Source organism: Allobosea caraganae (assembly GCF_003351345.1).
In the GTDB taxonomy this organism is placed as follows: domain Bacteria; phylum Pseudomonadota; class Alphaproteobacteria; order Rhizobiales; family Beijerinckiaceae; genus Allobosea; species Allobosea caraganae.
The window spans coordinates 291,992-318,450 of record NZ_QQTO01000001.1 but is presented as its reverse complement, the minus strand read 5'-3'; the positions used below and the strand labels follow the sequence as shown (position 1 = coordinate 318,450).

Below are 26,459 nucleotides of genomic sequence, written 5' to 3'. Positions count from 1 at the left end.
ATCTTTTTGCTGCTATCGCCTGTGTGGCGGCGAGCTCAGATGCCGATCGCCGCGCGCCAGATCGCGGTCTCCGGCAGGATGAAGAGCGCCGAGAGGGCCAGCGCAATGCCGTAGGGCACGCCTTCCTTCACCGAATGCAGGCGCCGGGCCCAGGGCCAGCTCTCGACAATGGCCGGCAAAGGATACGCGCGCAGCCTCAGGATCAGCACCGTCAAAACGCCGCCGAAGGCCGAGGCAACCAGCAGGTAAGGCATCAACTGACCGAAGCCGAACCAGAGCGCGGTCGCTGCTGCAAATTTGGCGTCGCCACCGCCGATCCAGCCGGCTGCGAAGAAGCCGAAGCAAATCAGCAGTACCAGGCCGCCCGCCGCAAAATGCCCGCCGATCTCGCTCCAGGACAGGCCGAGCAAAACAGCGCAAAGCGCAAAGACCGCGACCAGGGCCAGGCAGAGCCAGTTCGAAATCGTCATCGAGACGAGATCGCTTGCGGCGGCATAGGCCATCGCGGCGGGAAAGACGACGAGCAGGATGATCAGGGAAAGCGACATCGATCCGGTCCGGTAAAGCGCAATGCAATCGTTATGACCGTACCCGGTCACTAAAACCTTACGGAAGGGGACTGAATCTTCCGAACCACCAACCGCGAAAAGCAAAACGCCCCGGACCAGCCGGGGCGTTCGCTGAAGCGCGGTTGCCCGCCCCCGATCAAGCGGTGGGCAGAGCGCCGGCGATGCGGCGGAAGAGAGCGTCGAGGTTGGTGCCGAGCAGCGTGACAGCGCCGATGATGACAACGGCGATCAGGGCTGCGATCAGGCCGTACTCGATGGCGGTCGCGCCGGATTCGTCCTTGGCAAAGCGAGCGAACAGATTGGTCATGGGAGAACTCCTTTTATACCACGGTTTGACGGCTGCCTTGCTCTGGAACGGCTTCGGTCAGCGACAAGACGGACATTAGCGTCAGCGTCTTGCCGATCGGTTAAACGAAACGAAGAATTCGATCGATTTTGGGGGCATCGATTCGATGGTTAACTCCAACTTTATGGAATACTTGAATCGTTCCGCTCCGATCTTGAAAGCAACAACTCCGCTCTAGAGAAATAATACATGATTGCTATCAAGATTGCGGCTTGTCTCCTCGCTCAAAATTGGGGAAATCGTATCGAGTTCGACCGTATGCGCTTCCTTCCGCTCAGGCATAACGTAGCGATCCGACGCTTCGCCGGCTCGATCTTAGGGATTGATTCATCATTTTCGGCTTTGCTTCTCGTGATGAAAATCTTGGGGTCCTGCAATGTTGACTGTCTCGCCTGGAGCCTTGTTTCGTGGGGCGCTGGCGGCAGCGCTGTCGGCGCTCACCCTGTTGTCTCCCCCAGCCACGGCCCAGCCGGCGCCCGAGCCGGGCAAGACCGAGACGGTGCTGATCACCGTCGATCAGGCCAAGGTCATCAAGCTGCCTGAGAAGGCGCAGACCGTGATCGTCGGCAATCCCGGCATCGCCGATGTTTCGGTCCAGAAGAGCGGCGTCATGGTAGTGACTGGCAAGAGCTTCGGCGTCACCAACCTGATCGCGCTCGACGCGCGCGGGGGATTGCTGGCTGAGTCACTCGTGCGCGTGCGCGCGGCCACGGACTCCATCCTGACCGTGCAGCGCGGCCTGGACCGCGAAAGCTATTCCTGCACCCCGACCTGCCAGCCGACTGCGCAGATCGGCGACGCCAACAGCTATTTCGGCGATATCGGCGGGCAGATGACGCGCCGCAACGCGCTGGCGACCGGCGGCGAATCCAAATAGCGCGAGCGCCCAACTCTCGCCGGGCGGCGAGAAAAGGTGAACACCCTGCTAATGCCGATATTTCCTCTCCGTTAGATCACCTAACGGAATGGAAATGCTTTGCGGCTAAGTTTGTCGTTGCCGCGGGGACGTTTCTCGCCGGCAAGCGCTATCGGGCATGTCGGACCATGGCAGTTCACCCATATGACGGGCAGGATGAGGCGATACTGCAGTGCGGCACGCGCCGTCGCTGGCGCCGGCTCGTCCAGTTCCCCCGCGACCAGGGCGGTGCGACGGCGGTCGAGTTCACGCTGGTCGCCATCCCCTTTTTCGCGCTGATCTTCGCCATCATCGAGCTGGCGCTGATGTTCTGGACGGGCCAGGAGCTTGAGACGGCCGTTTCGCAAGTATCGCGCCGGCTGCTGACGGGCGAAGCCAGGCAGCGCTACACCAGCCCGGATCCGAAGAAGAACACCGACAAATTCAAACAGGACATCTGCGGAGCGGCGTCCCTGCTGGTGGATTGCGCAAAACTGACGATCGACGTCCGGACCTATGGGTCCTTCGCCAATGCGGACACAGGAACGGCAGGGAGCAGCCCGCTGCAGGGTGGCACCCTGAATACCGAGGGCTTCGGCTTCACCCAGCCGACAGGCGGCCAGATCGTCGTCGTACGGGCCGTGCTGGCCTATCCGGTGATATTCGCCGGCTGGAGCAACGTTCTCGCCAACATCAACGGCACCAGCGAGCGCGCGCTGACCGCGTCGACGGCGTTCCGCACGGAGCCCTTCCAATGAGGCATGGGATGAAGGCGATGTTGTCCCCGCGTCGCAACCGGGCCGCCCTGCGCCGATTGTGCCGGCGCCTGCGGCGCGAACCCAAAGGGGTCGCCGCCATCGAGTTCAGCTTCCTCGCATTGCCGATGGTCGCGGTCTATTTCGGGGTGAGTCAAGTCGCATCGGGTGTCATGATCGACCGCAAGGTCACCCAGCTCACGAGAAGCTTGGCCGACCTGACCTCGCAGGCCGGCTCCATCCCCGACACCGAGATGACCAATATCTTCAACGCCGCCCAAACGGTGATGGCGCCCTACACGAACCCGGACCCGGCCATGTCGATCACCAGCGTCGTGATCGATGCCAACCGCAGGGTCACGGTGTGCTGGAGCGAATCGCGCAATGGCGGCAGAAGCTACGATGCCGGCAAATCTTTTCCCGGTCTGCCGGAGGGGCTGCGCATCGCCAACACCTCGGTCATCGTGGCCAGCGCGAGCTACGAGTACGACGTGGTCTTCAAGAATCCGCTCAACAAGACCATGACGACGATCTCGATCGGCAATGCGCCGGTCTTCATGCGCCCGCGCATCGGCCAGATCAGCGGGGGCATCGAGCAGGTCGCGCGCGTCAAGAAGGGCTCGGGCAACACCACCACGACCACGGTGTGCTCGGGCTAGATCAGTTGGAGCATGGCCTACGCGAAAAACCGGTTCCCACTTTTTCGCGCCATGCTCCGGGAAGCAGCCGGCCAGATCGCCATGCATCCTATCGGACGCAAAGCGGCAATCTAGCTCTTTGATCTAGCATCGGATTGTCCGAAAACCGGATTCCACTTTCGATCCGATACTCTAGGCGGCCCAAGCCGTCAGCCGGCGCCCGGCTCGCTCAAATAGTCTGGTTATAGGCCCCGACTTCCGGGTTCTCGCGCATGATGCCGTCGATCGCGGCAAACATCTCGCGCATGCGCGCCTCCGAGGCCGGGCTTTCGCAGACCACGACTAGCTCGGGCTTGTTCGAGGACGCCCGGACCAGGCCCCAGGTGCCGTCCTCGTTGACGACGCGCACGCCGTTGACGGTGACGATGTCGCGGATCGCCTGGCCGGCGATCTTTTCGCCCTTGTCGCGCATCGCCTCGATGCGCTTGGTGACGCGCTCGCTGACCTGGTACTTGATCTCATCGGCGCATTTCGCCGCCATGGTCGGCGTGCCCCAGGTCTTCGGCACGGCGGCGTAGAGCTCCGCCATCGACTTATCCGGATTGCGGTCGAGCATGTCGAGCACGGCGATCGCGGTGACGACGCCGTCATCGTAGCCGCGGCCCACAGGCGCATTGAAGAAGAAATGGCCCGATTTCTCGAAGCCGGCGAGCGCGTTGAGATCGCGCACGCGGCGCTTGATGTAGGAGTGGCCGGTCTTCCAGTAGTCGGTCTTGACGCCCAACTTCTGCAATTCCGGGTCGGTGACGAACAGGCCGGTCGACTTGACGTCGACGACGAACTGCGCGCCGGGATGCAGCTTGCCGAGGTCGCGCGCCAGCATGACGCCGATCTTGTCGGCAAAGATCTCCTCGCCATGGTTGTCGACGACGCCGCAGCGGTCGCCGTCGCCGTCGAAGCCGAGCGCCACGTCGGCGCCATGCTCCTTCACGGCGTCGGCCATGGCGTGGAGCATCTTCATGTCTTCGGGGTTCGGGTTGTAGTGCGGGAAAGTGTGGTCGAGCTCGGCATCCATCGGGACGACCTCGCAGCCGAGCATCTCCAGGATCTTCGGCGCGAAGGCGCCGGCGGTGCCGTTGCCGCAGGCGGCGATGACCTTGAGCTTGCGCCTGATCTTGGGGCGGCTCGTCAGGTCGGCGATGTAGCGGGCCGGGAAATCCGGGACGAACTGATAGGAGCCGCCGCCCACGAGATCGAAATCCGCGGCGAGCACGATGTCGCGGAGCTGGCCCATCTCCTCGGGGCCGAAGGTGACGGGACGGTCGCAGCCCATCTTCACGCCGGTCCAGCCATTGTCGTTATGCGAGGCGGTGACCATGGCGACGCAGGGCACGTCGAGCGCGAACTGGGCGAAATAGGCCATGGGCGACATGGCGAGCCCGATATCGTGGACCTTGCAGCCCGCCGCCATCAGGCCGGTGACCAGCGCCATCTTGATCGAGGCTGAATAACCGCGGAAATCATGGCCGGTGACGATCTCGGGCTTCACGCCCATGCGCCGGATCAGCGTGCCCAGCCCCATGCCGACCGCCTGGACGCCCATCAGGTTGAGCTCTTTGCCGAAGAACCAGCGCGCATCGTATTCGCGGAAGCCGGTCGGCTTCACCATCGGCAACGACTCGTAGTCGAAGGTGTTCGGGAAGAGCTCAGGCAGGGGCTTGGGGAACATCAGGACATCCATCGCAAGAAAGAGCGTGAAGCAGACGAGGCACAGCCTGAACGAATACGGCGTGACCGCGGCGCATCCGCGACGCCGCTCCGCACATAACCGATCGGCGGGGGAATGGAAACGTCGCCGGAAGGACGGCCGCGCTCAGCCGCGCAGGATCATCCGGCCGGTCTGGACCTCATAGCCCTGCAGCTTGGCGAGAAAGGAAGTGCCGAGCAAGCTCATCGAGAGCGCGCCGGCCGGCAGCACGACCGCCTCGACATTGCGCACCAGGATCGAGCCCAGCCTGACCTCGCGCAGGTTGACCCGGGCGCCGCGCACCACGCCATTGGCCGTGCGCAGGCTCATGTTATACTCGGACGCGGCCGGGCGGATGCCGAGCGCGCGGGCATCATCCTCGGTCAAAGCGACGACGCTGGCGCCGGTATCGACCAGCATCTTGACGCGATAATTCTCGATCGTGGGGTGCACCACGAAATGGCCGCGATAGTCGGCGGCGACGGTCAAGGTGGGACGGGCGGGCGGCTGCTGCGGCTGGCCGGCGGGCGCGGCCTCGGCAACCTGCATGGCGGGGGCCTCGGAGGTCTCGCCCGCGAACAAGTCAGCCAGCCGCGCGCTGGAGCTCATCGCCGCATAGCCGACGGCAAAGGCCACTCCCACTGCCCAGACGATCGGCCGCTGCGCCATCCGCTCCCCCCTTTTATTGAGGGGAGCGTGCCGGGAAGAGCCTGCGGAAGCGTGAAAACGCCTTGTCGATTCGCGGGTTTCACGGCCGCCGAGGAACCTGAAGCGGAACAAGCTTAACCCATGGTCACCGCGACCATCGGGTTTTCAGAGGAACGTGCTGCCGACCAGCGCCTCGATCTGCTCCAGGCGCGGCACGCTCGGCTGTGCCCCGGCCACCATGCAGGCCAGCGAGCCGGCGGCGATGCCGCGCTGAAGCGCGCTCGAAAAGCCGTAGCCGCCGGCGAGCGCGGCCGCGAAGGCGCCGACGAAGCTGTCGCCGGCCGCGACCGTATCGACGACCTCGACCTTCGGCGCCTGCAGCCTGCGGCGCACCCCGCCCTGCCAGCCAACGACGCCATCGGCGCCGAGCGTGACGATGCAGGCGATGCGGCGCTCGGCATCGAGACGCCGAGCGAAAGCGTCGGGCTTCAGGACCGGCCAGCCGAGTGCCCGGCCAAGCACCTGCGCCTCGTGCTCGTTGACGATCAGGACGTCGACGGCGGCGAGCAGCTCGGGCGCCGGAGCGCGCGCCGGCGCGAGGTTGAGAATGACCCGCCCGCCGGCCCGCTTCATCAGCTGGGCGGCGATGATGCACTCGGCTTCCGGCACTTCGCGCTGCAACAACAAGATGTCGCGCTCGCCAAGCGTCAGGTCGTGCAGGGCGTGGGCGCTGGCATAGGCATTGGCGCCGGCGGCCACGACGATGTGGTTGGCGCCGGACGCATCGACCGCGATGAAGGCGGCGCCGGTCGGGGCCGCGACCTGCGCGACGTTGGAGGTGTCGACGCCATCCCAGGCGAGCAGCGAGAGCGCGGTGCCGGCGAAGGCATCGCGCCCGACCGCACCGACGAGGACGACTTGCGCTCCGGCCCGACGCGCCGCAAGCGCCTGGTTGCCGCCCTTGCCGCCCGGATGCAGCTGATAGTCCGGGCCCATCACGGTCTCGCCGGGCTCAGGCAGGTGCTCGACGATGGTGACCAGATCGACGTTCAGCGAACCGAAGACCACGATCACGCCGCAAGCCCTCCCGCGAGCCGCTTGATGCCGGCGATGAAGGCTGCTTCGGGCGTGGTCAACGTGTAGGACAGCCCCGTCGCGTCAAAGGCCTGGCCATAGCTTTCCGCGAGAGCGCCGTCGGCGACGAGATGGACGGTGCCGGGCTCGCCATAGAGCGCCCGTGCCCCGGCGATCTCCTGCCCGACCAGCAACGCCGAGAGATAGGGCCCGACCGCGCCGCCGCTCATGCGGCCGGCCAGAACCTCGGTGCGCGCCGCGAAGGCGGCGCTGAGCAGACCGCCCGGCCTGGCAGCGCCGGCAAAGCCGCGCCTGGCGCCCTCAGTGGCATCGCCCTCGCCCGGCTCCTCGGCGAGGCGCGCAAGAATCGAATGCTGGCGCAGCAGGCCATAGATCTCGCCGGTCATGAAGCTGGCGAAGCCGGTGATGCGGCCACCTTCGAGCCTGGCCCATTTCGAATGGGTGCCGGGCAGGCAGGCGATGCCGTCGTCCAGGCCGAGGCCGACGATCAGGGTTTCCTCGCCGCGCATGACGTCGAAGGCGCCCTCGTCCGAGGACAGGCCGGGCAGGATCGTCACCGTGGTGCCCTCCCCCAGCGCGACGGTGATGCCGGCCGAGGCAATCTGCTCGACCGAGGCCGGGCAGGCGACATAGGGCGCCTCGACCCAGCCGTTGCGGCTGCCGACCATGCCGGCGAGCACGATCGCGGCATCAGGCCTGGCGCGGCGGAAATCGCCGGCAATCGCTTCGAAAGCCGCCGGAAAGCCGCCGGATGGCACCGACTGGATGCCCTGGTCGGCGATCTTCCGGTCGAGCACGGCGCCATCTTCGCCGATCAGGAAGGCGCGGGCGCGGGTCGTGCCCCAGTCGAGCGCGATCACGGGTCTAGGCATGGCAGGCTCCGGCAAGGTGGCTGCCGGACGGGCGGCCACTCAGCATGTGAATAGCGCGATCTCGCCCAGCTTCAAGGCTCAACGCCGAGCCGCTTCAACGCTTCCCCGAAATCGGCACCGCCTCGGACTCGCGGCCGGTCCGGGCGAAGATGTCGCCGTGCACCGTGTGGGCGCGCCCGGCCTTGGGGTCGAGCACCAGCGCGGCGGCGACACCAGAGAACGCCCATCGGCATCGCCGCGCTGAATGACGCAAGGCCAGCGATCATGGGCGCAGGAGACCCGCCCTCACATGTCGAAGAAGACTGTCTCGCCCTCGCCTTGCAGGCGGATGTCGAAGCGAAAGACGCCGTCAGTGCCGCGCTTGGCGATCAAGGTCCCCCGCCTTTCCGCCGGAACCAGGGCCAGGACCGGATCGGTCTCATTCCCCGTCTCATCCGAGAAGTAGATCCGCGTCGCCAGCCGGGTCAGCACGCCCCGGGCGAAGAGCGAGACCGTCAGGTGGGGTGCCTGTTGCGCTCCATTCGGCCCCGGTAAGGCGCCCGGCCGGATCGTGTCGAAATGGTAGCCGCCCTCAGCCGTGGTCTCGGCGCGGCCAAAGCCGGTGAAGCCGGCATTGCCCTGGGCGTGGAAGCGCCCGTCGGCATCGGCCTGCCAGATCTCGATCATCGCATCGCCGACCGGCACACCGTCGCCATCATAGACATGGCCGCGGATGCTGATGCGCTCGCCGGCGACGGCCTCGGTCGCGACCTGCTCGTTGGCAAGCTCGACGCCGCCATAAGCCCGCGGCGTCAGCGCATAGGCGAAGAACGGGCCGATCGTCTGCGACGGGGTGAGGCCGAGATCGTCCTTGCGCTCAGTCATCATGGGGCTCCTCGATCGGCGTGGCGTTGCGGCCGCGCAGCACGATGTCGAACTGATAGCCGAGCGCCCATTCCGGCTCGGTCGTGGCGAGGTCGAAGCGCGAGATCAGACGGTTGCGGGCCTTCTCGTCGGTGACCGTCTGGAAGATCGGGTCGAAGGGAAACAGGGGATCGCCCGGAAAGTACATCTGGGTGATCACGCGCGACAGGAAGCTCGGCCCGAACAGCGAGAAATGGATATGGGCCGGGCGCCAGGCATTATGGTGGTTGCGCCAGGGATAGGCGCCGGGCTTGACCGTGGTGAAGCGATAGCGGCCCTCGGCATCGGTGACGACGCGGCCGGCGCCGGTGAAGTTCGGGTCGAGCGGCGCCGGGTGCTGGTCGCGGACATGGACGTAGCGCCCGGCCGCATTGGCCTGCCAGATTTCGATCAGCGTATGCGGCACCGGGCGGCCGTCCTCGTCGAGCACGCGGCCGAAGACGATGATGCGCTCGCCGAGCGGCTCGCCCTCATGCTGGCGGGTAAGGTCGGAATCGCCCGCCTGAACCGCGACATGGCCGAAGACCGGGCCAGACGTCTCGGAGAGCGTGTGCGGCAGCAGGATCAGCGGCTGCGATGGCGCGCGCTTCAGCGTGCTCTTGTACTCAGGCGACGCGTTGAGCGGATGGGCGTTGAGGCCATCGCGCGGATAGATCGGGCTCATGCCGCGACTCCATGGGCTTTGCGGGTGCGGGCGTGGAGATCGCGCAGGACGTCCAGCTCCTGGGCGGTCGGCGGCGGGGTCTCGGAGACCGTTTCGGCGAAGCGCAAGGGCCAGGCGCAGCCAGCCGCGACCTGCTCGCGGGTGACGCCGGGATGCAGCGAGACGACGGTGAGTTCGGAGGTCTCCGAATCCGGCTCCATCACGCAGAGATCGGTGATGACCTTGGTCGGGCCCTTGGTTCGGACGCCGAGCTTCTCGCGGTCGCCCTTGCCGGTGCCGTGGCCGAAGGACGTGATGAAGGGCAGCTTTTCGACGAAGGCGCGCGTGCCCATCGCCATGGTGATGAAGATCTGGCCGCAGTTGCTGGCGATCTCGGGCGCGCCGCCGCCACCGGGCAGGCGAACCTTCGGCGCGTCGTAGGGGCCGACGACGGTGGTGTTCAGGTTGGCGAAGCGGTCGATCTGGGCGCCGCCCAGAAAGCCGATGGTGATGCGCCCGCCCTGCAGCCAGTAGCGGAACATCTCCGGCACCGAGACGGTGGTGAGCGCCGTATCGCAGAGCTCGCCGTCGCCGATCGAGAGCGGCAGCACCGAGGGGCGCGTCGAGAGCGTGCCGGATTCGTAGATCAGCGTGATTTTTGGCGCATGGGTCAGGCGGGCGAGGTTGCAGGCGGCCGAGGGCGCGCCGATGCCGACGAAGCAGACCTCGTCATTGGTCAGCAGGCGCGCCGCGGCGACGGTCATCATCTCGGTGGGGGTGTGGCTCATACCAGTCTCCTCACGCTCGACCTGCCCCCTCTCCCCCTGCGGGAGAGGGTTGGGGTGAGGGGTCGCGCCGTGCCTTCCGGACACCGTTGCCGCCTCTGTTCGCCAGCCCGAGAGGTCGCGCGACCCCTCATCCGTCTCGGCTTCGCCGAGCCACCTTCTCCCGCAAGGGGAGAAGGGAAGGCGCGCCCTGTCGCTGACTGCATGATCACGCCGCCACCTTCCTAGCCTCGGCATAGCGCGCAAAAGCCTCCGGCCCCTGCTCCAGCACATTGGCCTTCATCCAGGCCGCGAATGTGTCGCGCTCGCGGGCTATCTTGTCCCAGGCGATGTAGAAATCGTTGCCGCGCTTGTAGTAGCCGTGGGCATAGGACGGGTAGGCGCCGCCGGGGACATGGGCGATCGCGGTCACCGTCCAGGACGGCAGGATGACGGCATTGGCGTTGCGCTCACCGAAATCATCGACGATCTCCTCGACCGTCACCAGCGAGCGCTTGGCGGCGAGCACCGCCTCCTTCTGCACGCCGACGATGCCTTCGAGCAGGACGTTGCCCTCGCGATCCGCCTTCAACGCGTGAATGATCGCCGCGTCCGGGCGCAAGGCCGGCACGGTCGCCAGCACCTCGCCGGTATAGGGGCAGGTCACGGATTTGATCTTCGGATTGACCTTGGGCAGGTCGACGCCCTTGTAGCCGCGGAAGACCGCGAAGGGCAGGTTGGCGGCACCGGCCTCATAGGCATTGGCCATGGCGGCATGGCTGTGCTCTTCCAGCTCGAGCTTGTTCGGCCAGCCATTCTCGACCGCGTCGCGCAGCCGGTGCAACGAGCCGACGCCGGGATTGCCGCCCCAGGAAAAGACGAGCTTCTCGGCGCAGCCCATGCCGATCATCTGGTCGTAGACCAGGTCCGGCGTCATGCGGATCAACGTCAGGCGCTTGCGGCCCTGGCGGATCGCCTCGTGGCCGGCGGCGTGCGGGATCAGATGGGTGAAGCCTTCCATCGCGACGGAACAGCCATCGCTCAGAACCGCCTCGATTCCCTGGGCCAGGGAGAGGAATTCCGCCACCTTGACATCTCCTCATATTGTGCGTTTATCGCACATCGTTTTGATTTTCGCACTTTATGACGCGATAGCGAGGGGGTCAAGCTTGGACGAGGGCAGCGCAGCTCCCGACCGCGACCACATGGCGGCGCTCGAAAAAGGACTCGCCGTGATCGAGTGCTTCGATGCGGCCCATGACAAGCTCACCATCGCCGAGGTGGCGCGCGCCACCGAGCTCTCTCGCGCCGCGGCGCGGCGCTGCCTGCTGACGCTGACCAGGATCGGCTATGCCGAGTTCGACGGCAAGTTCTTCCGGCTGACGCCCCGCGTGCTCCGGCTCGGCCATGCCTGGCTGGCCTCCTCGGCACTACCGCAAATGGTCCAGCCCTTCCTCGAACGCCTCTCGGAGGAGACCCACGAGTCGTCCTCGGCCTCGCTGCTCGACGGGCACGAGATCGTCTACATCGCCCGCTCGCAGCAACGGCGGATCATGTCGGTAGGGCTGTCGGTCGGCACGCGGCTGCCGGCCTTCTGCACCTCGATGGGCCGGGTCCTGCTGGCGGCACTACCGCCGGACGAGGCGAGGCGGCGCATCTTGACCGGGCAGCCGCGCATGCGCACCGCGCAAACCGTCGTCGATGTCGATCGGCTGATGACGCTGCTCGCCAAGGTGCGCGGGCAGGGCTATGCCATCGTCGACCAGGAGCTGGAGCTCGGGCTGGTCTCGATCGCCGTGCCCTTGATCAACCCGCGCAACGAGGTCGTCGCGGCGTTCAACCTGTCGGGGCAGGTGCAGCGCACCTCGGCTCAAGACATCGCCGCCCAGTTCCTGCCGCGCATGCAGGCGATGCAGACCATGCTGCGCCCGCTGATCAAGTAGAAACCCTTCGGAAACTCTTTTAAGCGCTGATCCTAGGGAGCATTTCGGCAGAAATGACCCTTTAGGGATACAGGAATGATCACATTGCAGGGCGGCGGCTACGCCGCGCGGATCGCGCCGGCAAGCGGCGGCATCATCAGCAGGCTCGACTGGACGGCGCCGGACGGGCGCCAGCATCCGCTCCTGCACGCGCCCTTCGGCGCGACGCCCTCGACCGCGGCGCCCAACATGTTCGGCACCTGGCCGATGGTGCCCTTCGCCAACCGCGCCTTCGGCGGGCTGGTCGACGATGGCGAGCGCTGCTTCCACGTCGCCCATAACAACCCGCGCGGCGGCGGCAACATCCACGGCTTCGGCTGGCAGTCGGCCTGGGAGGTCGTGCGGCAGAGCCAGGGCCATACCGTGCTGGAGCACCAGCGGACGGAGGGCGAAGACCCCTATCGCTACCTCGCCTGGCAGGAGATCACGCTTGCCGAGGACGGTATGACCGTCACGCTCTCGGTCACCAACGAGGCCGACACGGCACTACCGTTCGGGCTGGGCCATCATCCCTGGTTTCCCTGCGCCGAGGACACGACGCTCGGTATGACCGCGACGCGGGCGCTCACGCTCGACGACGCCTTTCGGCCGACAGGCTCGCATTCGCTCGAAAGCAGCGGGCCATATGCAGAAAACCCGGTCTTCGCGACCGGTGCCGAGCAGGCCTGGAACTTCCTCGACTGGGACGGCAAGGCGCGGATGGAGACGCCCTCGCGCGGGTTGGCGATCATGCTCAGCGCCGGCGAGAGCCTGCGCGTGCCGGTGGTCTGGGCGCCGGCCGGGGCCGAATTCGTCTGCGTCGAGCCGCAGAGCCACGCGATCGGCGCGCCGAGCGAGCCGGTGGTGCGGGAGATCGCGCCGCTGAAACGGCTTCAGCCGGGCGAGACGCTGTCAGGCTGGTTCCGGATCAGCGCCGAGACGCTCTAACTCAGCGCCAACCCGTCGGGCCGTAGCGAACTGGCTGATGCGGCTGATAGCCCAGCGCATCGGGCGGCAGGCTCGGGCGCATGAAGAGCTGGTCGCGGGCGGCATCCCAGTTCGGCGCGCGCCTCTGCTGGGCGATCGCGGCGGCCTTCTGCTTGGCCTTGGCCTGGGCAATCACGGCCTTGCTGCGATACTTCGCCTTGGCGAGCTTGGTCTTCGAGCCGCCCGAGGCCTTGGCGAACTGCGACAGACCATCGGAGGCGGCGCCGTTCAGCGCGATCCGGGTCTGGCTGGCGCCATGCTTCTTGACCAGCGCGAAGAGCTTGGCGGCATTGGCCGGGTGCAGGCGGATGCAGCCATGCGAGGCCGGGCGACCGAGCGCACCGACGGCGGTCGTGCCATGGATGGCATAGCCGCCGCGGAAGAACACGGCATAGGGCATCGCGCCGCCATACTTCCGCGAGTACCAGGAGCGTTCCAGCCGGGTCGGGCGATAGACGCCGTTCGGCGAGCGGAAGCCCTTGCGGCCGGACGAGATCGCCCAATTGTAGATTTCGCCGTCATCCGTCGTCACCTGCATGCGCTGGGCGGCGATGTCGACGCGGACCTGCACGCCGGCCTGAGCCGAGGCCACGCCGACGAGCGACAGGAATAGAACGGACAGGATGCCGAGGACGCGACGCATCACAAACTCCCGAAAACGCAGCTCTGAAAACGCAACTGTTGCTCACAGGCGTTGTCGGGCCGAAAGCTCCGCCGCCATTGCGACAAGAAAACGCCACTTGGCCGGCGCGTGTAAAGGGCCAAGAGGTAACGTGGTTTCCGGGATGGGTTACCGGCGGGGCCGCCCTGCCGATCCGGGCTTTGTCGCGACGCGGGCGACGCTGTAACAGGGATGCCGTCCGTCTTCCCTCCCGCGCGCCTCCCCCATGCTTGAATCAATCCTGCCGGCCGGCGTCTCGCCCGCCATCGCCCTGCTGCTGATCGGCGTCAGCTTCCTGACCTCGGCCTTCACTGCCGCCTTCGGCGTCGGTGGCGGCGTGGCGATGCTCGGCGCACTCGCGGGCACGGTGTCGCCTGCGCTGATCATCGCCGTGCACGGGCTGGTGCAGGTCGGCTCCAATGTCGGGCGGACCTATGTCCAGCGGGCGCATGCGGTCTGGCCGCTGGTCCTGCGCTTCAGCATCGGCTCGCTGATCGGCGTGCTGCTCGGCGCCGCCTTCGTCGTGGCGCTGCCGGAGCGGGTGCTGCTCGGCGTGCTCGGCGGCTTCATCCTGCTGATGGCCTGGGTGCCGAAGCCGCAGATCCCCGGCCTCGCCAAGGGCGGCATCGTCATCGGCGGCGGCATCTCGACCTTCATCACCATGTTCGTCGGCGCGACCGGGCCGTTCGTGCAGGCGCTGCTGCTGCCGCTCAAGCTGGAGAAGCGCCAGCTCATCGCAACCCACGCCGCCTGCACGACGATGCAGCACCTGCTCAAGGTGTTCGCCTTCGGGGCGCTCGGTTTCGCCTATGGCGACTGGCTGCCGCTGATCGCGGCGATGATCCTCTCCGGCTTCGCCGGCACGATGGCCGGGACGAAGCTGCTGGAGAACCTGCCGGAGCGCTGGTTCCTGGCGACGATCAAGATCGTGCTGACGCTGGTCGGGCTCGACCTGCTGCGCCGCGCCGCCGGGCTTTGGGATTAGAGCATCGGCAGCGAGCGCGGGCGCGGGCCGCGCGGGAAAGCGTCGTCGATCAGCGCGATGTCGCGCTCCGACAAGGTCAGCTTGAGCGCACCGGCATTGTCCTCGGCATGGGCGGGATTGGCCGCCTTGGGAATGACGAAGACCGAGGAGCGGCGCGTCAGGAAGGCGAGCGCGACCTGCCGGGCGGTGGCGCCATAGGTCTTGCCTATCCCGGACAGCAGGATGCCATGCGCGCTGCCCGGCGCCGGAAAATCGTCCTGGCCGAAGGGGCTGTAGGCGGTCACGGCGACGCCATGGCGCTCGCACCAGGGGATGACGGCGTGCTCGATCGCGCGCTCGCGCAGATGGTAGAGTACCTGGTTGCAGGCGATCTTGCCTTCGCCGGCAACGGCAAGCGCTTCCGTGAGATCGTCGGTGTCGAAATTGCTGACGCCCCAGGACAGGATCTTGCCCTCGCGCTTCAGCTCCTCGAAGGCGCCGAAGGTCTCTTCCAGATCATACGAGCCGCGCCAATGCAGCAGGTAGCAATCGAGCCGGTCGGTCTTCAGCCGAGCCAGGATGCGCTCGCAAGCAGCACGCATGCCGCTATGCGAGGCATTATGCGGCAGCACCTTGGAGACGAGGAAGACCTCGTCGCGCCGCCCGGCGATCGCCTCGCCGATGATCTCCTCCGAGGCGCCGGAACCGTACATCTCGGCGGTGTCGATATGGGAGAGGCCGAGATCGAGGCCGCGGCGCAGGGCGGCAATGGCCGTCTGCCGGTCGGCGTGCTCGATGTTCCAGGTGCCCTGGCCGATGGTGACGACCTCGGGGCCGTTCGTTCCGAAACGCTGCTTGGGCATAGGCTACTCCTCCGAGACAGGCATCGACGGGCAACGATAAATGTACTGCACCGCTTGATCGACAAGGAAATATCGCTACCTTGGGTTGCATAGCCTGTGGGGCATCGTGACATTGACGACCGTACCTAGCCACGAACTCTGGCGGCACACCGGGCGTGTGAAGCAGCACGCTCAAAGCGCCCCTGTTTTCATAACGGAGCGCGGAAAAGTATCGCATATGCTGCTGACGGTGGCGGAATACAGCAAGCTGGTGGCCAGATACCAGAGCTTGGCTGAGCCCGCCTATACCGGCGGCGTGCCGTTCGCCGAGAGCACCTCGCCCGCGAGATAGAGCGAACCGCAGATCAGGACGCGCGGCGGCGCCGGCCAGGAGCGCGCCGATATTTCGCGGAGTGCCTGCTCGACCGAGCCGGAGACCTCGGCATTGAGCCCCGCCTCGCGCGCCAGCGCCGCGACCTCCTCGGCCGGGCGGGCGACGAGCTGGTTCTGGATCGGCACCGCGAAGAGCGCGTGCGCCAGGCCCTTGAAATGACCGAGCGTCGCCTTGGCGTCCTTGGTCGAGAGCAGGCCGGCGATCATCACCAGCGGGGCCGGGTTCTTCTCTTCGAGGTCGGCCATGGCCTGGGCGAGGACGCGGCCGCCATCGGGATTATGGCCGCCATCGAGCCAGAGTTCGCTACCCGCCGGCACGAGTTCGGCGAGCTGGCCGCGCGCCAGCCGCTGCAGCCGGGCCGGCCATTCGGCGGTGAGCATGCCCTGCTCGAAGGCCTTGGCCGGCAATCCGCCATAGCCGGCGGCGCGGAGCGCTGCGATGGCCGTGCCGGCGTTGATATGTTGGTGCCGGCCGGCGAGGCGCGGCAGCGGCAGGTCGAGCAGGCCGTCGCCATCCTCGTAGACCAGCCTGCCGCCATCCTCGTGGACGTTGAAATCCTGCGCGCCGATCAGAACCTTGGAGGCGTGAACGCGCTCGGCAACGGCCTCCAGCACCGCGGTCGGCTCCGGCTCCTGCGGCGCGATCACCGCGGGCGCGCCGCGCTTGAAGATGCCCGCCTTCTCGCCGGCGATCTTGGTGACGGTGTCGCCGAGATATTCGGAATGGTCGAGCGAGACCGGCGTCACCACCGTGCAAGCCGGGTGAGCGACGACATTGGTGGTGTCGAACCGGCCACCCAGTCCGACTTCGAGCAGCAGCACGTCGGCCTTGTGCTCGGCGAAGAGCAGGAAGGCGGCCGAGGTGGTGATCTCGAAGAAGGTAATGGCATCGCCGGCATTGGCCTTTTCGCAGCGCTCCAGCGCCTCGACCAGCACGGCCTCGTCGACGAAGCGGCCGCCGCCGGGGGCGCCGAGCCGGATGCGCTCGTGGAAGCGCACCAGATGCGGCGAGGTGTAGACGTGGACGCTGAGGCCGGCCGCCTCGAGGATCGCCCGCATGAAGGCGATGGTCGAGCCCTTGCCGTTGGTGCCGGCGACATGGATCACCGGCGGCAGGTGGTGGTGCGGATCGCCCAGCCGCTCCAGCAGGCGCAGGATGCGGCCGAGCGAAAGGTCGATCAGCTTGGGGTGCAGCGCCAGGAAGCGCGCCAGAAGCGTGTCGGAAGACCCCATGTTGCGCTCGAACCGCCCGCCGAACCGATCAGGCGGCTTCGGTGACCGGCTGCTCCGGCTTCGGAGCCGCCTCCGGCGCCTCGACGGCGGGCTGCTTGGTCAGCAGGCGGCCGAGACGCGCCAGGGTCTCGGGGATGTCGTGGCGGTGGACGACCATGTCGACCATGCCGTGATCCTTGAGGTACTCGGCGCGCTGGAAGCCGTCGGGCAGCTTCTCGCGGATGGTCTGCTCGATGACGCGCGGGCCGGCGAAGCCGATCAGCGCGCCCGGCTCGGCGATGTGGACATCGCCCAGCATGGCGTAGGAGGCGGTGACGCCGCCGGTGGTCGGGTTGGTCAGCACGACGAAATAGGGCAGCCCGGCCTTGCGCAGGCGGCGCACGGCGACGGTGGTGCGCGGCAGCTGCATCAGCGAAAGGATGCCTTCCTGCATGCGCGCGCCGCCGGAGGCTGCAAAGACGACAAAGGGCGTCCTCTTCTCGAGCGCGGTCTCAGCCCCCTTCACGAAGGCCTCGCCCGCGGCCATGCCGAGCGAACCGCCCATGAAGTGGAAATCCTGCGCAGCAATGGTCAGCGGCAGGCCCTTGACCCGGCCATAGCCGACCTTGAAGGCGTCCTGCGCGCCGGTCTTGGCGCGGGCGTCCTTGAGGCGGTCGGTATAGCGCTTCTCGTCGCGGAACTTGAGCGGGTCGACCGCGACCTCGGGCAGCGGCACGTCGAGCCACTTGCCCTCGTCGAAGGTCAGGCGCAGCCGGTCGGTCGCGGTGACGCGCATGTGGTGGTTCGAGCCGGGGATGACGAAGCCATTGGCCTCGACATCCTTGTGGAAGACCATCTGCCCGGAATCGGGGCACTTGATCCAGAGGTTCTCCGGGCTCTCGCGCTTGAACAGCGTCTTGATGCGCGGGCGGACGACTTCGGAAATCCAGTTCATCGGATCATCCTTGAAACGTGAGACTGAAGCAGAGGCCGGTTCAGGCCGCTGCCTTCGAGCATGATGCCGAAAAGTGCGAAGCGGTTTTCGGACGACATCATGCTCTCAGTATTTCTAGCGAGAGACGGATTCACGCTTCAGGCTGATTCAGCCTGAAGCGATCCGGCTCGTGCCACCGAGCGGACGCCGGCGGCAAGCTCGCTGACCAGCGAGGTGACAGCCGAAACCGTCTTTTCCGTGGCCTTGCCCTCGGCATCGAGCGAAAGCCTGATACGCTCGACCAAAGCCGAGCCGACGACGACGCCGTCGGCACCCTTGGCAATGGCGGCGGCATCGGCCGGCGTCTTGACGCCGAAGCCGACCGCGACGGGCAGGTCGGTATGGCGCTTGATGCGGGCCACGGCATCGCCGACCGCATCATAATTCGCGATGGCGCCGCCGGTGACGCCGGTCATCGAGACGTAATAGACGAAGCCCGAGGTGTTGCTGAGCACTTTGGGCAGACGCTTGTCGTCGGTGGTGGGGGTCGCCAGGCGGATGAAGCTGATCCCGGCCGCCAGCGCTGGGATGCAGAGCTCGGCATCCTCCTCCGGCGGCAGGTCGACGACGATCAGGCCGTCGACGCCGATGGCGCGGGCATCCTGAAGGAAGCGCTCGACGCCATAGGCCCAGATCGGATTGTAGTAGCCCATCAGCACGATCGGCGTGTCGTGGCCCGCCGCACGGAAGGCCCCGACCATCGCGAGCGTCTTCTTCAGCGACTGGCCAGCCTTCAGCGCGCGCTGGCCGGCGAGCTGGACCGGGATGCCGTCGGCCATCGGGTCGGTGAAGGGCACGCCGAGCTCGATCACGTCCGCGCCGGCCTGCGGCAAGGCGTTGAGGATCGCGCTGGCGGTGTCGAAATCCGGATCGCCGGCGGTGACGAAGGTCACGAGCGCCGCGCGGCCCTCGGCTGCACAGGCCTTGAAGCGGGATTGGATGCGGGTCTGGCCGGTCTCTGTCATGGGCTTGCGGTTAGCATGAAGGGGGCGGGCTGGCGAGGGCTCAGGGCGCAATCCGCCAAACCGTGCGCAGCGAGCTGGTGACCGTCAGCTCGCCGGGTTCGACCGAGATCGGCGCGGCGCTCGCCGCCATGCGGAAGGCCCGCATGTCGCCGGAGGCGCGGCCAACAGCTTCGGCTTCCGCCTCGACGATCGACACGAGGTCGCCGACCTTGACGCCAAGCGCCTCGGCATAGAGCGCGGCGCGGGCTCTTGCCGCCTCGGCGGCCTTCTTGCGAGCTGCGTCCTTGGCCTTGCTCTCGTCGGCGAGGCCGAAGCTGATCCCGGACATCTCGTTGGAGCCGGCGGCGACCAGCGCGTCGATCAGCGGGCCGGCCTTGGCGAGGTCGCGCATGGTGATCGTCAGTCCGGTGCGGGCCTCGTAGCCGTCGATCGTGGCGGCGCGGGGCGGGCGCGGACCTGGCGTCACCGGCGGCTGGGTCATGCGCGGAATCAGCGAGACCTGCGAGGTGACGAGGTCGGCCGGCGCGACGCCGGCGGCCTTGACCGCCTCGACCAGCTTCGCCAGCGCGGGCGTGTTCTTGGACAAAGCCTCGGCCGCGGTCTTGCCCTCGCTGACCAATCCGGCCTGGATCGTCGCGATATCCGGCTTCACCCGGACCTCGCCTTCGGTGCGGATGACGATGCCTTCGGCGGGAGCCGCGTCGCGGTTCTGGGCCTGCGCCTGGCTAGACAAGGCCAGCATGGCCGCAAACAGGATCGCCTTCTTCATCATCTGCTCCTTCTCGGCGGAGCTCAGCGCGCCGCCAGAATCTCCGCCACCTGCGGAATGTCCTTGTCGCCGCGGCCCGACAGGTTGACCACCATCAGGTGGTCGCCGGGCTTCTGCGGCGCCAGTTCCGCGACACGAGCAAGCGCATGTGCCGATTCCAAGGCGGGGATGATGCCTTCGAGCTTGGAGATGAGCTGGAAGGCCTCCAGCGCCTCCTCGTCGGTGGCCGAGAGGTACTTCACCCGGCCGACATCGTTGAGCCAGGAATGCTCCGGGCCGATGCCGGGATAGTCGAGCCCGGCCGAGATCGAATGGGCGTCCTTGATCTGGCCGTCATCGTCCATCAGCAGGTAGGTGCGGTTGCCGTGGAGCACGCCGGGGCGGCCGCCGGTCAGCGAGGCCGCGTGCAGGCCGCTCGGAATGCCGTGGCCGGCGGCCTCGACGCCGTAGATCTCGACCGACGGATCGTCGAGGAAGGGGTGGAACAGGCCCATCGCATTCGAGCCGCCGCCGATGCAGGCGATCAGCGAATCCGGCAGGCGCCCCTCGAGCTCCTGCATCTGCTCGCGCGTCTCGCGGCCGATGATCGACTGGAAGTCGCGGACCATGGCCGGATAGGGATGCGGGCCCGCCACCGTGCCGATGCAGTAGAAGGTCGTCGCGACATTGGTGACCCAGTCGCGCAGGGCCTCGTTCATCGCGTCCTTGAGCGTCTTGGTGCCGGATTCGACCGGGACGACGGTGGCGCCCAGCATCTGCATGCGGAAGACGTTCGGCGCCTGGCGGGCGACATCGACCGCGCCCATGTAGACGATGCACTCCAGCCCGTAGCGGGCGCAGAGCGTCGCGGTGGCGACGCCGTGCTGGCCGGCGCCGGTCTCGGCGATGATGCGCTTCTTGCCCATGCGCCGCGCCAGCAGGATCTGGCCGAGCACGTTGTTGACCTTGTGCGAGCCGGTATGGTTCAGCTCTTCGCGCTTGAGGTAGATTTTTGCGCCGCCGAAATGTTCGGTCAGCCGCTCGGCGAAATAGAGCGGCGAGGGCCGGCCGACATAGTGCTTCAGGCCATAGGCGGTCTCGGCGTGGTAGGCCGGATCGGCCTTGGCTGCCTCATAGGCCTGTTCCAGCTCGAGGATCAACGGCATCAGCGTTTCGGCAACGAAACGGCCGCCGAACATGCCGAAGCGGCCGTTCTCGTCCGGGCCCGAGCGGAAGGTGTTCGGGTTGCGGGGCGCGTTCATGCTCAAGCCTGCCTTCTTACAAATCCTACGCCGCGCGACGTGCGGCTGCGACGAAATCACTGATCCGGCCGATATCCTTGATACCAGGCGCGGTCTCGACGCCGGAGGAGACATCGACGCCCGCCGGCCGGATGGTGCGGACGGCGTCCGCGACATTTGCCGGGTCGAGCCCGCCCGATAGCATGAAGGGCAAGCCGGGGTCGAGTTCGGCCAGGATGCTCCAGTCGAAGGGTTTGCCGTGGCCGCCGGGATAGGCCGCGTCCTTCGGCGGCTTGGCGTCGAGCAGGATGAGGTCGGCGACGGCGGCATAGGCGGAAATGGCGACGAGATCGGCCGCGCCGGCGACGCCGAGCGCCTTCATCACGCGCCTGCCGGTGGCGGCACGAATGGCCTCGACCTGCTCGGGCGTCTCGCGGCCATGCAGCTGCACCCACTCCGGATTGAGGTCGGCCACCAGCTCTGCCGCCTGCTGCACATCGAAATCGACGATCAGCGCGACGATCTCGGCCCGGCCGCGCGCGATCGCCGCCAGCTCCCGCGCCTTCTCCCGCGTGACGAAGCGCGGGCTCTTCGGATGGAAGTTGAGGCCGATCATGTCGGCGCCGGCAGAAAGCGCCGCTTCGAGCGTCTCCGGCGTGGAGAGCCCGCAGATCTTGACGAGGAAAGGAGCGACCGGTCGGGACATGTGCACGCCATATCATATCAGTTAGGGCCGGAGCATGATGTCGCCCGAAAACCGCTACGCACTTTTCGGCATCATGCTGTGAGCAGCGCCGCACTTGCGACATGTTGACGGGCAACGCAATGCTTGCGCGCAGAAGTAGCAGCACAGGGGCATCTGATCCGGCATGGGGCGGCGCGGTTTCATGGCTCTGGCGGGCGTGCTGGCGATCTTCGGCATCGCCGCGTCGGTCTTCTACGTCCTGAACCAGCCGAAGACCCTGCGCCTCGCCGTCGGCCCGCTCGGCTCGGAGGATGCGCGCCTGGCGGCCGGCTTCGTGCAGGGCCTGAGCCGCGAGAAGTCGCAGATCCGCGTCCGCCTCGTCCTGACCGAGGGCTCGGAGGAGAGCGCCAAGCGGATCGACGAGGGCCAGGCGGAGCTCGCCATCGTCAGGCCCGACATCGCCCTGCCCGAGCAGGCCGACACGGCGCTGATCATCCGCCGCTCCTTTCCGTTCTTCATCACCAGCAAGGACAGCGCGATCGGCCGCATTGCCGACCTGCGCGGGCGCAAGATCGGCGTCGTCCGCGACCCGAAGGGCAATCTGGCGCTGCTGAAGCTGGTGCTGGAGCAATACGAGGTCCGCGCGGAGGAGATCGAGATCGTCGCCCTCGGGCGCGACGAGGTCGTGGCCGCGGCGCAGGAGAAGCGCATCGACGCCTTCTTCTCCATCAACGCCGTCGGTTCGCGCACCAATAACGAGGGCCTCGCCCGGCTGCGCTCGGCCTGGGGCAACGACCCCGTCCTGATCCCGATCCGCGAGGCCGACGCCATCGCGGCCCGCCACCGGCCGATCGAGACCGGCGAGATCGTGCGCGGCGCGCTCGGCGGCGACCCGCCGCGCCCGGCCGAGAACCTGCCGACGATCGCGATCACCTCGCGGCTGATGGCGGCGCAGTCGCTCGACGACGGCACGGTCGGCGACCTCGTCAAGGCGCTGCTCGGCCTGCGCATGACGCTCGCCGGCGAGTTGCCCTCGATCCAGGGGCTGGAGGCGCCCTCGACCGACAAGGACGCGCCGCTCTCGGTCCATTCCGGTGCCGCGGCCTTCATCGACGGCGAGCAGGAAACCTTCTTCGAGCGCTATGGCGACTGGTTCTATCTCGGCGTGATGGTGCTCTCGGTGGTCGGCACCGGCTTCGCCGGGCTGCTCAGCCAGGAAAGCGCGGCGCGGCGGCGCAAGGCGATGGCGGGGCTAGACCGGCTGGTCGCCATGCTCTCCGCCATCCGGGCCGAGGAGGATGACAGGGCGCTGATCACCTATGAGCGCGAGGCCGACGCCGTCCTCGCCGACGTGCTGTCGAATTTCTCGCAGGGCGACGTCGACGCGGCCGGGCTCGCCGCCTACAGGCTCGCCATGGACCAGGTCGGCCGCGCCGTGGCCGAGCGGCGGCTCGTCCTGGTCGAGGCGCAGGCGCAAAATGACTGACGCGCCTTAAGCACAACGGCGTCCCTCGCGCGGACGAGGTTGCCCAAACGGCTTCCAACGTTTATGTGCAGCGCAGCGAATTCCAGATTCTCTTGTAGAGGGGCTGCGCCGGCCGGGCTTTTCCGTGCCGGCTTGCGGTCATGAAAAGGCCCTTTCGATGTCAATGCGCAACATCGCCATCATCGCCCACGTCGACCATGGCAAGACCACCCTCGTCGACAAGCTGCTGCAGCAGTCGGGCACCTATCGCGACAACCAGCGCGTGATCGAGCGCGTGATGGACTCCAACGAGCTGGAGAAGGAGCGCGGCATCACCATCCTGGCCAAGGCCACCTCGGTGGTCTGGAAGGACGTCCGCATCAACATCGTCGACACTCCCGGCCACGCCGATTTCGGCGGCGAGGTCGAGCGCATCCTCAACATGGTCGATTCAGCCATCGTGCTGGTCGATGCGGCCGAGGGCCCGATGCCGCAGACCAAGTTCGTGGTCTCCAAGGCGCTGAAGCTCGGCCTTCGCCCGATCGTGGCGATCAACAAGGTCGACAAGCCCGACGCCCGCGTCACCGAGGTGATCAACGAAGTCTTCGATCTCTTCGCCGCGCTCGACGCCAGCGACGAGCAGCTCGACTTCCCGATCCTCTACGGCTCGGGCAAGCAGGGCTGGATGGCGCATGACCCGGCTGGTCCGCAGGATCAGGGCCTCGCGCCGATGTACGACCTGATCCTCTCGCATGTGCCGGAGCCGCGCATCGAGGAAGGTCCGTTCCGCATGCTCGGCACCCTGCTCGAAGCCAACCCCTATCTCGGCCGCATCATCACCGGCCGCGTCGTCTCCGGTTCGGCCAAGCCCAACCAGATGATCAAGGTGCTCGCGGGCGACGGTTCGCTGGTCGAGACCGGCCGCATCACCAAGATCCTGGCCTTCCGCGGGCTCGAGCGCACGCCGATCGAAGAGGCCATTCCGGGCGACATCGTCTCCATTGCCGGCCTGGTGAAGGGCTCGGTCGCCGATACCTTCTGCGACCCGGCGGTCGAGACCGCGATCAAGGCCCAGCCGATCGACCCGCCGACGGTGTCGATGACCTTCATGGTCAACGACTCGCCGCTCGCCGGCACCGAGGGCGACAAGGTCACCACCCGCGTCATCCGCGACCGCCTGCTCAAGGAGGCCGAGGGCAATGTCGCGCTGAAGATCGAGGAAGCCAAGGACAAGGACAGCTACATCGTCTCCGGCCGCGGCGAACTCCAGCTCGCCATCCTGATCGAGCAGATGCGCCGCGAGGGCTTCGAGCTCGGCGTCTCGCGTCCGCGCGTCGTGCTGAAGCGCGATGAGTCAGGCCAGCTGCTGGAGCCGATCGAGGAGGTCATCATCGACGTCGACGAGGAGCATTCCGGCGTCGTCGTGCAGAAGATGAGCGAGCGCAAGGCCGACATGCTGGAGATGCGTCCCTCCGGCGGCAACCGCCTGCGCCTGGTCTTCCACGCCCCGACCCGCGGCCTGATCGGCTACCAGGGCGAGCTCCTGACCGACACGCGCGGCACCGCGATCATGAACCGGCTGTTCCACGACTACCTGCCCTACAAGGGCGAGATCGGCGGGCGCCGCAACGGCGTGCTGATCGCGATGGAGACCGGCGAGGCCGTGGCCTATGCGCTGTGGAACCTGGAAGATCGCGGCCCGATGATGATCGAGCCCGGCTGGAAGGTCTACCAGGGCATGATCGTCGGCGAGCACACCCGCGAGAACGACCTCGAGGTGAACGTGCTCAAGGGCAAGAAGCTCACCAACATCCGCACCACCTCGAAGGACGAGGCCGTCCGCCTGACGCCGCCGATCCGGATGACGCTGGAGCGCTCGCTGGCTTGGATCGACGATGACGAACTGGTCGAAGTCACGCCGAAGTCGATCCGCCTGCGCAAGGGCGTGCTCGACCCGAACGAGCGCAAGCGCTCGCAGAAGCAGAAGGAAGCCGTGGCCTGAGCCACCGCACTTCTGGCGCTGTCAGGAATAACGCCCTCGATAACAACGCCCTCGACGTCATGCTCGGCCTTGTGCCGAGCACCACGTCTTGACCGTTCATCGCAAGCGAAGACGTGGATGGTCGGGATGATCCTCGGGCCAAGCCCGAGGACGACCCCGACGGCGGAGCCTATCCCCGACGCCCTCCATTCGCGTCAGCCCGGCCTTGCGCTGGCAGCCGTTGCGCCGGTGCGCCGGCTCTGATCCTCTACGGTCCTTCCCATCGAAGGACTCCTCCCCATGCTCACCCGCAATCTCGGCCGCTCCGGCCTGCGCGTCTCGCTCGTCGGCCTCGGCTGCAACAATTTCGGCGGCCGGATCGACTTCGAGTCGGCCCGCAAGGTCATCGACAAGGCGATCGACTGCGGCATCACCCTGTTCGACACCGCCGACGTCTACGGCAATCGCGGCGGTTCGGAGGACGTGATGGGCCAGTTGCTCGGCGACCGCCGCAAGCAGATCGTGCTCGCGACCAAGTTCGGCATGAACATGGATGAGGCCGGCATCAAGAAGGGCGGCTCGCGCCGCTACATCATCGAGGCGGTCGAGGCTTCGCTGACGCGGCTGAAGACCGACTGGATCGACCTCTACCAGATCCACCGCGCCGACCCGCTGACGCCGATCGACGAGACGCTGCGCGCGCTCGAAGACCTGATCAGCCAGGGCAAGGTGCGCTATATCGGCTGCTCCAACTTCCCGAGCTGGCAGGTCGCGGATGCGGCCTGGACCGCCAAGACGCTCGGCACCGAGCGCTTCGTCTCCTGCCAGGACGAGTACAGCCTGATGGTGCGCGGCGCCGAGAAGGAGCTGATCCCGGCCGCCATGCACTACGACATGGGCCTGCTGCCCTATTTCCCGCTCGCCAACGGCCTGCTGACCGGCAAGTACAAGCGCAACGCGCCGCTGCCGGAAGGCGCGCGCATGACCCGGGAATCGCAGCGCGCGACCGAGGTGCTGACCGAGGTCAACTGGGAGAAGACCGAGAAGCTGACCGCCTTCTGCGAGGCGCGCGGCAAGACCCTGATCGAGCTCGCCTTCTCCTGGCTGGCGGCCCAGCCGGTCGTCTCCAGCGTCATTGCGGGGGCGACCAAGCCCGAGCAGGTCGAGGCCAATGTGAAGGCGGCAGAGTGGGCGCTGACGGCTGAAGAGCTTGCGGAGATCGATACGATCACGAAGTGAAGCCGTATCGATCGGATGCGGAAGCCCGCCGGAAAAGCCCTCTCCTGCAAGGAGAGGGTTGGGTGAGGTGTCGGTCGTTTGACATTGTAGCCGTGACCTACCCGTCATTGCGAGCGCAGCGAGGCAATCCAGACTGAAGCGCTCGACGTCCCCCTGGATTGCTTCGCTGCGCTCGCAATGACGCGGTTGGCTTTTTGCCTAACTGGTCCAACGGCCTACCCCTCACCCTGCCCTCTCCCTACGGGA

27 protein-coding genes are annotated in these 26,459 nt (G+C 66.9%); 9 read left to right on the top strand and 18 right to left on the bottom strand.

Annotated features, from left to right (window positions below; genetic code table 11):
- Positions 1-35 precede the first annotated feature (35 nt).
- Positions 36-548 (bottom strand): A24 family peptidase, encoded by a 513-nt coding sequence (locus DWF00_RS01500; RefSeq protein WP_114828763.1) that lies wholly within the window; start codon positions 546-548, stop codon positions 36-38.
- Positions 549-705: 157 nt separating this feature from the next.
- A complete protein-coding gene (locus DWF00_RS01495) occupies positions 706-876 on the bottom strand; it encodes a Flp family type IVb pilin (RefSeq protein ID WP_114828762.1) in 171 nt (56 codons plus the stop codon).
- Positions 877-1,291: 415 nt separating this feature from the next.
- Between DWF00_RS01495 and DWF00_RS01490 the strand changes: the two genes are divergently transcribed.
- The 3 genes from DWF00_RS01490 (at position 1,292) to DWF00_RS01480 (ending at position 3,224) form a co-directional block, all read left to right on the top strand.
- Positions 1,292-1,792 carry a pilus assembly protein N-terminal domain-containing protein gene (locus tag DWF00_RS01490; RefSeq protein WP_114828761.1) on the top strand — a complete coding sequence of 167 codons (501 nt, stop codon included), beginning with the start codon at positions 1,292-1,294 and terminating at the stop codon, positions 1,790-1,792.
- Positions 1,793-1,959: 167 nt separating this feature from the next.
- Complete coding sequence (locus DWF00_RS01485; RefSeq protein WP_114828760.1) at positions 1,960-2,568, top strand: TadE/TadG family type IV pilus assembly protein; 609 nt, start codon at positions 1,960-1,962, stop codon at positions 2,566-2,568.
- Between the two features lie 17 nt (positions 2,569-2,585).
- Positions 2,586-3,224, top strand: a complete 639-nt coding sequence (locus DWF00_RS01480; RefSeq protein ID WP_147283673.1) for a TadE/TadG family type IV pilus assembly protein — start codon at positions 2,586-2,588, stop codon at positions 3,222-3,224.
- A gap of 208 nt (positions 3,225-3,432) precedes the next feature.
- On the opposite strand, the gene DWF00_RS01475 is transcribed toward DWF00_RS01480, so the two are convergent.
- From DWF00_RS01475 to DWF00_RS01440, 8 genes are all read right to left on the bottom strand, one after another.
- A complete protein-coding gene (locus DWF00_RS01475) occupies positions 3,433-4,932 on the bottom strand; it encodes a phosphomannomutase/phosphoglucomutase (protein ID WP_114828758.1) in 1,500 nt (499 codons plus the stop codon).
- Positions 4,933-5,076: 144 nt separating this feature from the next.
- Positions 5,077-5,619 (bottom strand): retropepsin-like aspartic protease family protein, encoded by a 543-nt coding sequence (locus tag DWF00_RS01470; RefSeq protein ID WP_114828757.1) that lies wholly within the window; start codon positions 5,617-5,619, stop codon positions 5,077-5,079.
- Positions 5,620-5,763: 144 nt separating this feature from the next.
- Positions 5,764-6,672: a ribokinase gene (locus DWF00_RS01465; RefSeq protein WP_114828756.1), complete on the bottom strand. Its 909-nt coding sequence runs from the start codon at positions 6,670-6,672 to the stop codon at positions 5,764-5,766.
- Positions 6,669-7,565, bottom strand: a complete 897-nt coding sequence (locus DWF00_RS01460; RefSeq protein ID WP_114828755.1) for a 2-dehydro-3-deoxygalactonokinase — start codon at positions 7,563-7,565, stop codon at positions 6,669-6,671. Before DWF00_RS01460 ends, DWF00_RS01465 begins: the two co-directional genes overlap by 4 nt.
- Before the next feature lie 285 nt (positions 7,566-7,850).
- Positions 7,851-8,429 carry a protocatechuate 3,4-dioxygenase subunit alpha gene (gene pcaG, locus DWF00_RS01455; RefSeq protein WP_245973696.1) on the bottom strand — a complete coding sequence of 193 codons (579 nt, stop codon included), beginning with the start codon at positions 8,427-8,429 and terminating at the stop codon, positions 7,851-7,853.
- Positions 8,422-9,132 carry a protocatechuate 3,4-dioxygenase subunit beta gene (gene pcaH / locus DWF00_RS01450; protein ID WP_114828753.1) on the bottom strand — a complete coding sequence of 237 codons (711 nt, stop codon included), beginning with the start codon at positions 9,130-9,132 and terminating at the stop codon, positions 8,422-8,424. Before pcaH ends, pcaG begins: the two co-directional genes overlap by 8 nt.
- Entirely contained in the window at positions 9,129-9,899 is a 771-nt protein-coding gene (locus DWF00_RS01445) for a CoA-transferase subunit beta (RefSeq protein WP_114828752.1), read from the bottom strand. The genes pcaH and DWF00_RS01445 overlap by 4 nt, the downstream gene beginning before the upstream one ends.
- Positions 9,900-10,104: 205 nt before the next feature.
- Positions 10,105-10,962: a CoA transferase subunit A gene (locus tag DWF00_RS01440; protein WP_114828751.1), complete on the bottom strand. Its 858-nt coding sequence runs from the start codon at positions 10,960-10,962 to the stop codon at positions 10,105-10,107.
- Positions 10,963-11,080: 118 nt separating this feature from the next.
- Here DWF00_RS01440 and DWF00_RS01435 point away from each other — a divergent pair, with 118 nt between their 5' ends.
- Positions 11,081-11,818, top strand: a complete 738-nt coding sequence (locus DWF00_RS01435; protein WP_114828750.1) for an IclR family transcriptional regulator domain-containing protein — start codon at positions 11,081-11,083, stop codon at positions 11,816-11,818.
- A gap of 75 nt (positions 11,819-11,893) precedes the next feature.
- Positions 11,894-12,784, top strand: coding sequence for an aldose epimerase family protein (locus DWF00_RS01430; protein WP_114828749.1), 891 nt, complete (start codon positions 11,894-11,896; stop codon positions 12,782-12,784).
- A 1-nt stretch (position 12,785) separates the two neighbouring features.
- Here DWF00_RS01430 and DWF00_RS01425 read toward each other — a convergent pair whose 3' ends face one another.
- Entirely contained in the window at positions 12,786-13,466 is a 681-nt protein-coding gene (locus DWF00_RS01425; RefSeq protein WP_114828748.1) for a L,D-transpeptidase, read from the bottom strand.
- A 244-nt stretch (positions 13,467-13,710) separates the two neighbouring features.
- Between DWF00_RS01425 and DWF00_RS01420 the strand changes: the two genes are divergently transcribed.
- Entirely contained in the window at positions 13,711-14,469 is a 759-nt protein-coding gene (locus tag DWF00_RS01420) for a sulfite exporter TauE/SafE family protein (protein WP_114828747.1), read from the top strand.
- Here DWF00_RS01420 and DWF00_RS01415 read toward each other — a convergent pair.
- The 7 genes from DWF00_RS01415 to DWF00_RS01385 all read right to left on the bottom strand — a co-directional run bounded on the left by DWF00_RS01415 (position 14,466) and on the right by DWF00_RS01385 (position 21,549).
- On the bottom strand, positions 14,466-15,311 hold the full coding sequence (locus tag DWF00_RS01415) for an aldo/keto reductase (RefSeq protein ID WP_114828746.1): 846 nt from the start codon (positions 15,309-15,311) through the stop codon (positions 14,466-14,468). The two genes, DWF00_RS01420 and DWF00_RS01415, sit on opposite strands and share 4 nt — an antisense overlap.
- A 282-nt stretch (positions 15,312-15,593) precedes the next feature.
- Positions 15,594-16,916, bottom strand: coding sequence for a bifunctional folylpolyglutamate synthase/dihydrofolate synthase (locus DWF00_RS01410; RefSeq protein WP_114828745.1), 1,323 nt, complete (start codon positions 16,914-16,916; stop codon positions 15,594-15,596).
- 28 nt (positions 16,917-16,944) lie between these two features.
- On the bottom strand, positions 16,945-17,850 hold the full coding sequence (accD, locus tag DWF00_RS01405) for an acetyl-CoA carboxylase, carboxyltransferase subunit beta (RefSeq protein ID WP_114828744.1): 906 nt from the start codon (positions 17,848-17,850) through the stop codon (positions 16,945-16,947).
- Between the two features lie 137 nt (positions 17,851-17,987).
- Positions 17,988-18,854 carry a tryptophan synthase subunit alpha gene (gene trpA, locus DWF00_RS01400; protein WP_114828743.1) on the bottom strand — a complete coding sequence of 289 codons (867 nt, stop codon included), beginning with the start codon at positions 18,852-18,854 and terminating at the stop codon, positions 17,988-17,990.
- Positions 18,855-18,894: 40 nt separating this feature from the next.
- The gene (locus DWF00_RS01395) at positions 18,895-19,626 is read right to left on the bottom strand and encodes an SIMPL domain-containing protein (protein WP_114828742.1); all 732 of its coding nucleotides are present in this window, start codon (positions 19,624-19,626) and stop codon (positions 18,895-18,897) included.
- Positions 19,627-19,646: 20 nt separating this feature from the next.
- On the bottom strand, positions 19,647-20,864 hold the full coding sequence (gene trpB / locus DWF00_RS01390; RefSeq protein ID WP_114828741.1) for a tryptophan synthase subunit beta: 1,218 nt from the start codon (positions 20,862-20,864) through the stop codon (positions 19,647-19,649).
- A 25-nt stretch (positions 20,865-20,889) separates the two neighbouring features.
- Positions 20,890-21,549: a phosphoribosylanthranilate isomerase gene (locus DWF00_RS01385; RefSeq protein ID WP_114828740.1), complete on the bottom strand. Its 660-nt coding sequence runs from the start codon at positions 21,547-21,549 to the stop codon at positions 20,890-20,892.
- A gap of 181 nt (positions 21,550-21,730) precedes the next feature.
- Between DWF00_RS01385 and DWF00_RS01380 the strand changes: the two genes are divergently transcribed.
- The 3 genes from DWF00_RS01380 (at position 21,731) to DWF00_RS01370 (ending at position 26,213) form a co-directional block, all read left to right on the top strand.
- Positions 21,731-23,014: a TAXI family TRAP transporter solute-binding subunit gene (locus tag DWF00_RS01380; RefSeq protein ID WP_181832582.1), complete on the top strand. Its 1,284-nt coding sequence runs from the start codon at positions 21,731-21,733 to the stop codon at positions 23,012-23,014.
- Between the two features lie 157 nt (positions 23,015-23,171).
- Entirely contained in the window at positions 23,172-24,995 is a 1,824-nt protein-coding gene (typA, locus tag DWF00_RS01375) for a translational GTPase TypA (RefSeq protein ID WP_114828738.1), read from the top strand.
- 279 nt (positions 24,996-25,274) lie between these two features.
- Positions 25,275-26,213, top strand: coding sequence for an aldo/keto reductase (locus DWF00_RS01370; protein ID WP_114828737.1), 939 nt, complete (start codon positions 25,275-25,277; stop codon positions 26,211-26,213).
- Positions 26,214-26,459 lie beyond the last annotated feature (246 nt).

Bases quoted from the DNA above. Each gene is read 5' to 3' on its own strand.
- DWF00_RS01435 (WP_114828750.1), top strand. From the start codon at position 11,081: ATGGCGGCGCTCGAAAAAGGACTCGCCGTGATCGAGTGCTTCGATGCG.
- trpA (WP_114828743.1), bottom strand. From the start codon at position 18,854: ATGACAGAGACCGGCCAGACCCGCATCCAATCCCGCTTCAAGGCCTGT.
- pcaG (WP_245973696.1), bottom strand. From the start codon at position 8,429: ATGACTGAGCGCAAGGACGATCTCGGCCTCACCCCGTCGCAGACGATC.
- DWF00_RS01480 (WP_147283673.1), top strand. From the start codon at position 2,586: ATGTTGTCCCCGCGTCGCAACCGGGCCGCCCTGCGCCGATTGTGCCGG.
- DWF00_RS01370 (WP_114828737.1), top strand. From the start codon at position 25,275: ATGCTCACCCGCAATCTCGGCCGCTCCGGCCTGCGCGTCTCGCTCGTC.
- DWF00_RS01430 (WP_114828749.1), top strand. From the start codon at position 11,894: ATGATCACATTGCAGGGCGGCGGCTACGCCGCGCGGATCGCGCCGGCA.
- accD (WP_114828744.1), bottom strand. From the start codon at position 17,850: ATGAACTGGATTTCCGAAGTCGTCCGCCCGCGCATCAAGACGCTGTTC.
- trpB (WP_114828741.1), bottom strand. From the start codon at position 20,864: ATGAACGCGCCCCGCAACCCGAACACCTTCCGCTCGGGCCCGGACGAG.
- DWF00_RS01415 (WP_114828746.1), bottom strand. From the start codon at position 15,311: ATGCCCAAGCAGCGTTTCGGAACGAACGGCCCCGAGGTCGTCACCATC.
- DWF00_RS01380 (WP_181832582.1), top strand. From the start codon at position 21,731: ATGGCTCTGGCGGGCGTGCTGGCGATCTTCGGCATCGCCGCGTCGGTC.
- DWF00_RS01475 (WP_114828758.1), bottom strand. From the start codon at position 4,932: ATGTTCCCCAAGCCCCTGCCTGAGCTCTTCCCGAACACCTTCGACTAC.
- DWF00_RS01460 (WP_114828755.1), bottom strand. From the start codon at position 7,565: ATGCCTAGACCCGTGATCGCGCTCGACTGGGGCACGACCCGCGCCCGC.
- DWF00_RS01470 (WP_114828757.1), bottom strand. From the start codon at position 5,619: ATGGCGCAGCGGCCGATCGTCTGGGCAGTGGGAGTGGCCTTTGCCGTC.
- DWF00_RS01425 (WP_114828748.1), bottom strand. From the start codon at position 13,466: ATGCGTCGCGTCCTCGGCATCCTGTCCGTTCTATTCCTGTCGCTCGTC.
- pcaH (WP_114828753.1), bottom strand. From the start codon at position 9,132: ATGAGCCCGATCTATCCGCGCGATGGCCTCAACGCCCATCCGCTCAAC.
- DWF00_RS01410 (WP_114828745.1), bottom strand. From the start codon at position 16,916: ATGGGGTCTTCCGACACGCTTCTGGCGCGCTTCCTGGCGCTGCACCCC.
- DWF00_RS01385 (WP_114828740.1), bottom strand. From the start codon at position 21,549: ATGTCCCGACCGGTCGCTCCTTTCCTCGTCAAGATCTGCGGGCTCTCC.
- DWF00_RS01395 (WP_114828742.1), bottom strand. From the start codon at position 19,626: ATGATGAAGAAGGCGATCCTGTTTGCGGCCATGCTGGCCTTGTCTAGC.
- DWF00_RS01500 (WP_114828763.1), bottom strand. From the start codon at position 548: ATGTCGCTTTCCCTGATCATCCTGCTCGTCGTCTTTCCCGCCGCGATG.
- DWF00_RS01445 (WP_114828752.1), bottom strand. From the start codon at position 9,899: ATGAGCCACACCCCCACCGAGATGATGACCGTCGCCGCGGCGCGCCTG.
- DWF00_RS01490 (WP_114828761.1), top strand. From the start codon at position 1,292: ATGTTGACTGTCTCGCCTGGAGCCTTGTTTCGTGGGGCGCTGGCGGCA.
- DWF00_RS01495 (WP_114828762.1), bottom strand. From the start codon at position 876: ATGACCAATCTGTTCGCTCGCTTTGCCAAGGACGAATCCGGCGCGACC.
- DWF00_RS01485 (WP_114828760.1), top strand. From the start codon at position 1,960: ATGGCAGTTCACCCATATGACGGGCAGGATGAGGCGATACTGCAGTGC.
- DWF00_RS01420 (WP_114828747.1), top strand. From the start codon at position 13,711: ATGCTTGAATCAATCCTGCCGGCCGGCGTCTCGCCCGCCATCGCCCTG.
- typA (WP_114828738.1), top strand. From the start codon at position 23,172: ATGTCAATGCGCAACATCGCCATCATCGCCCACGTCGACCATGGCAAG.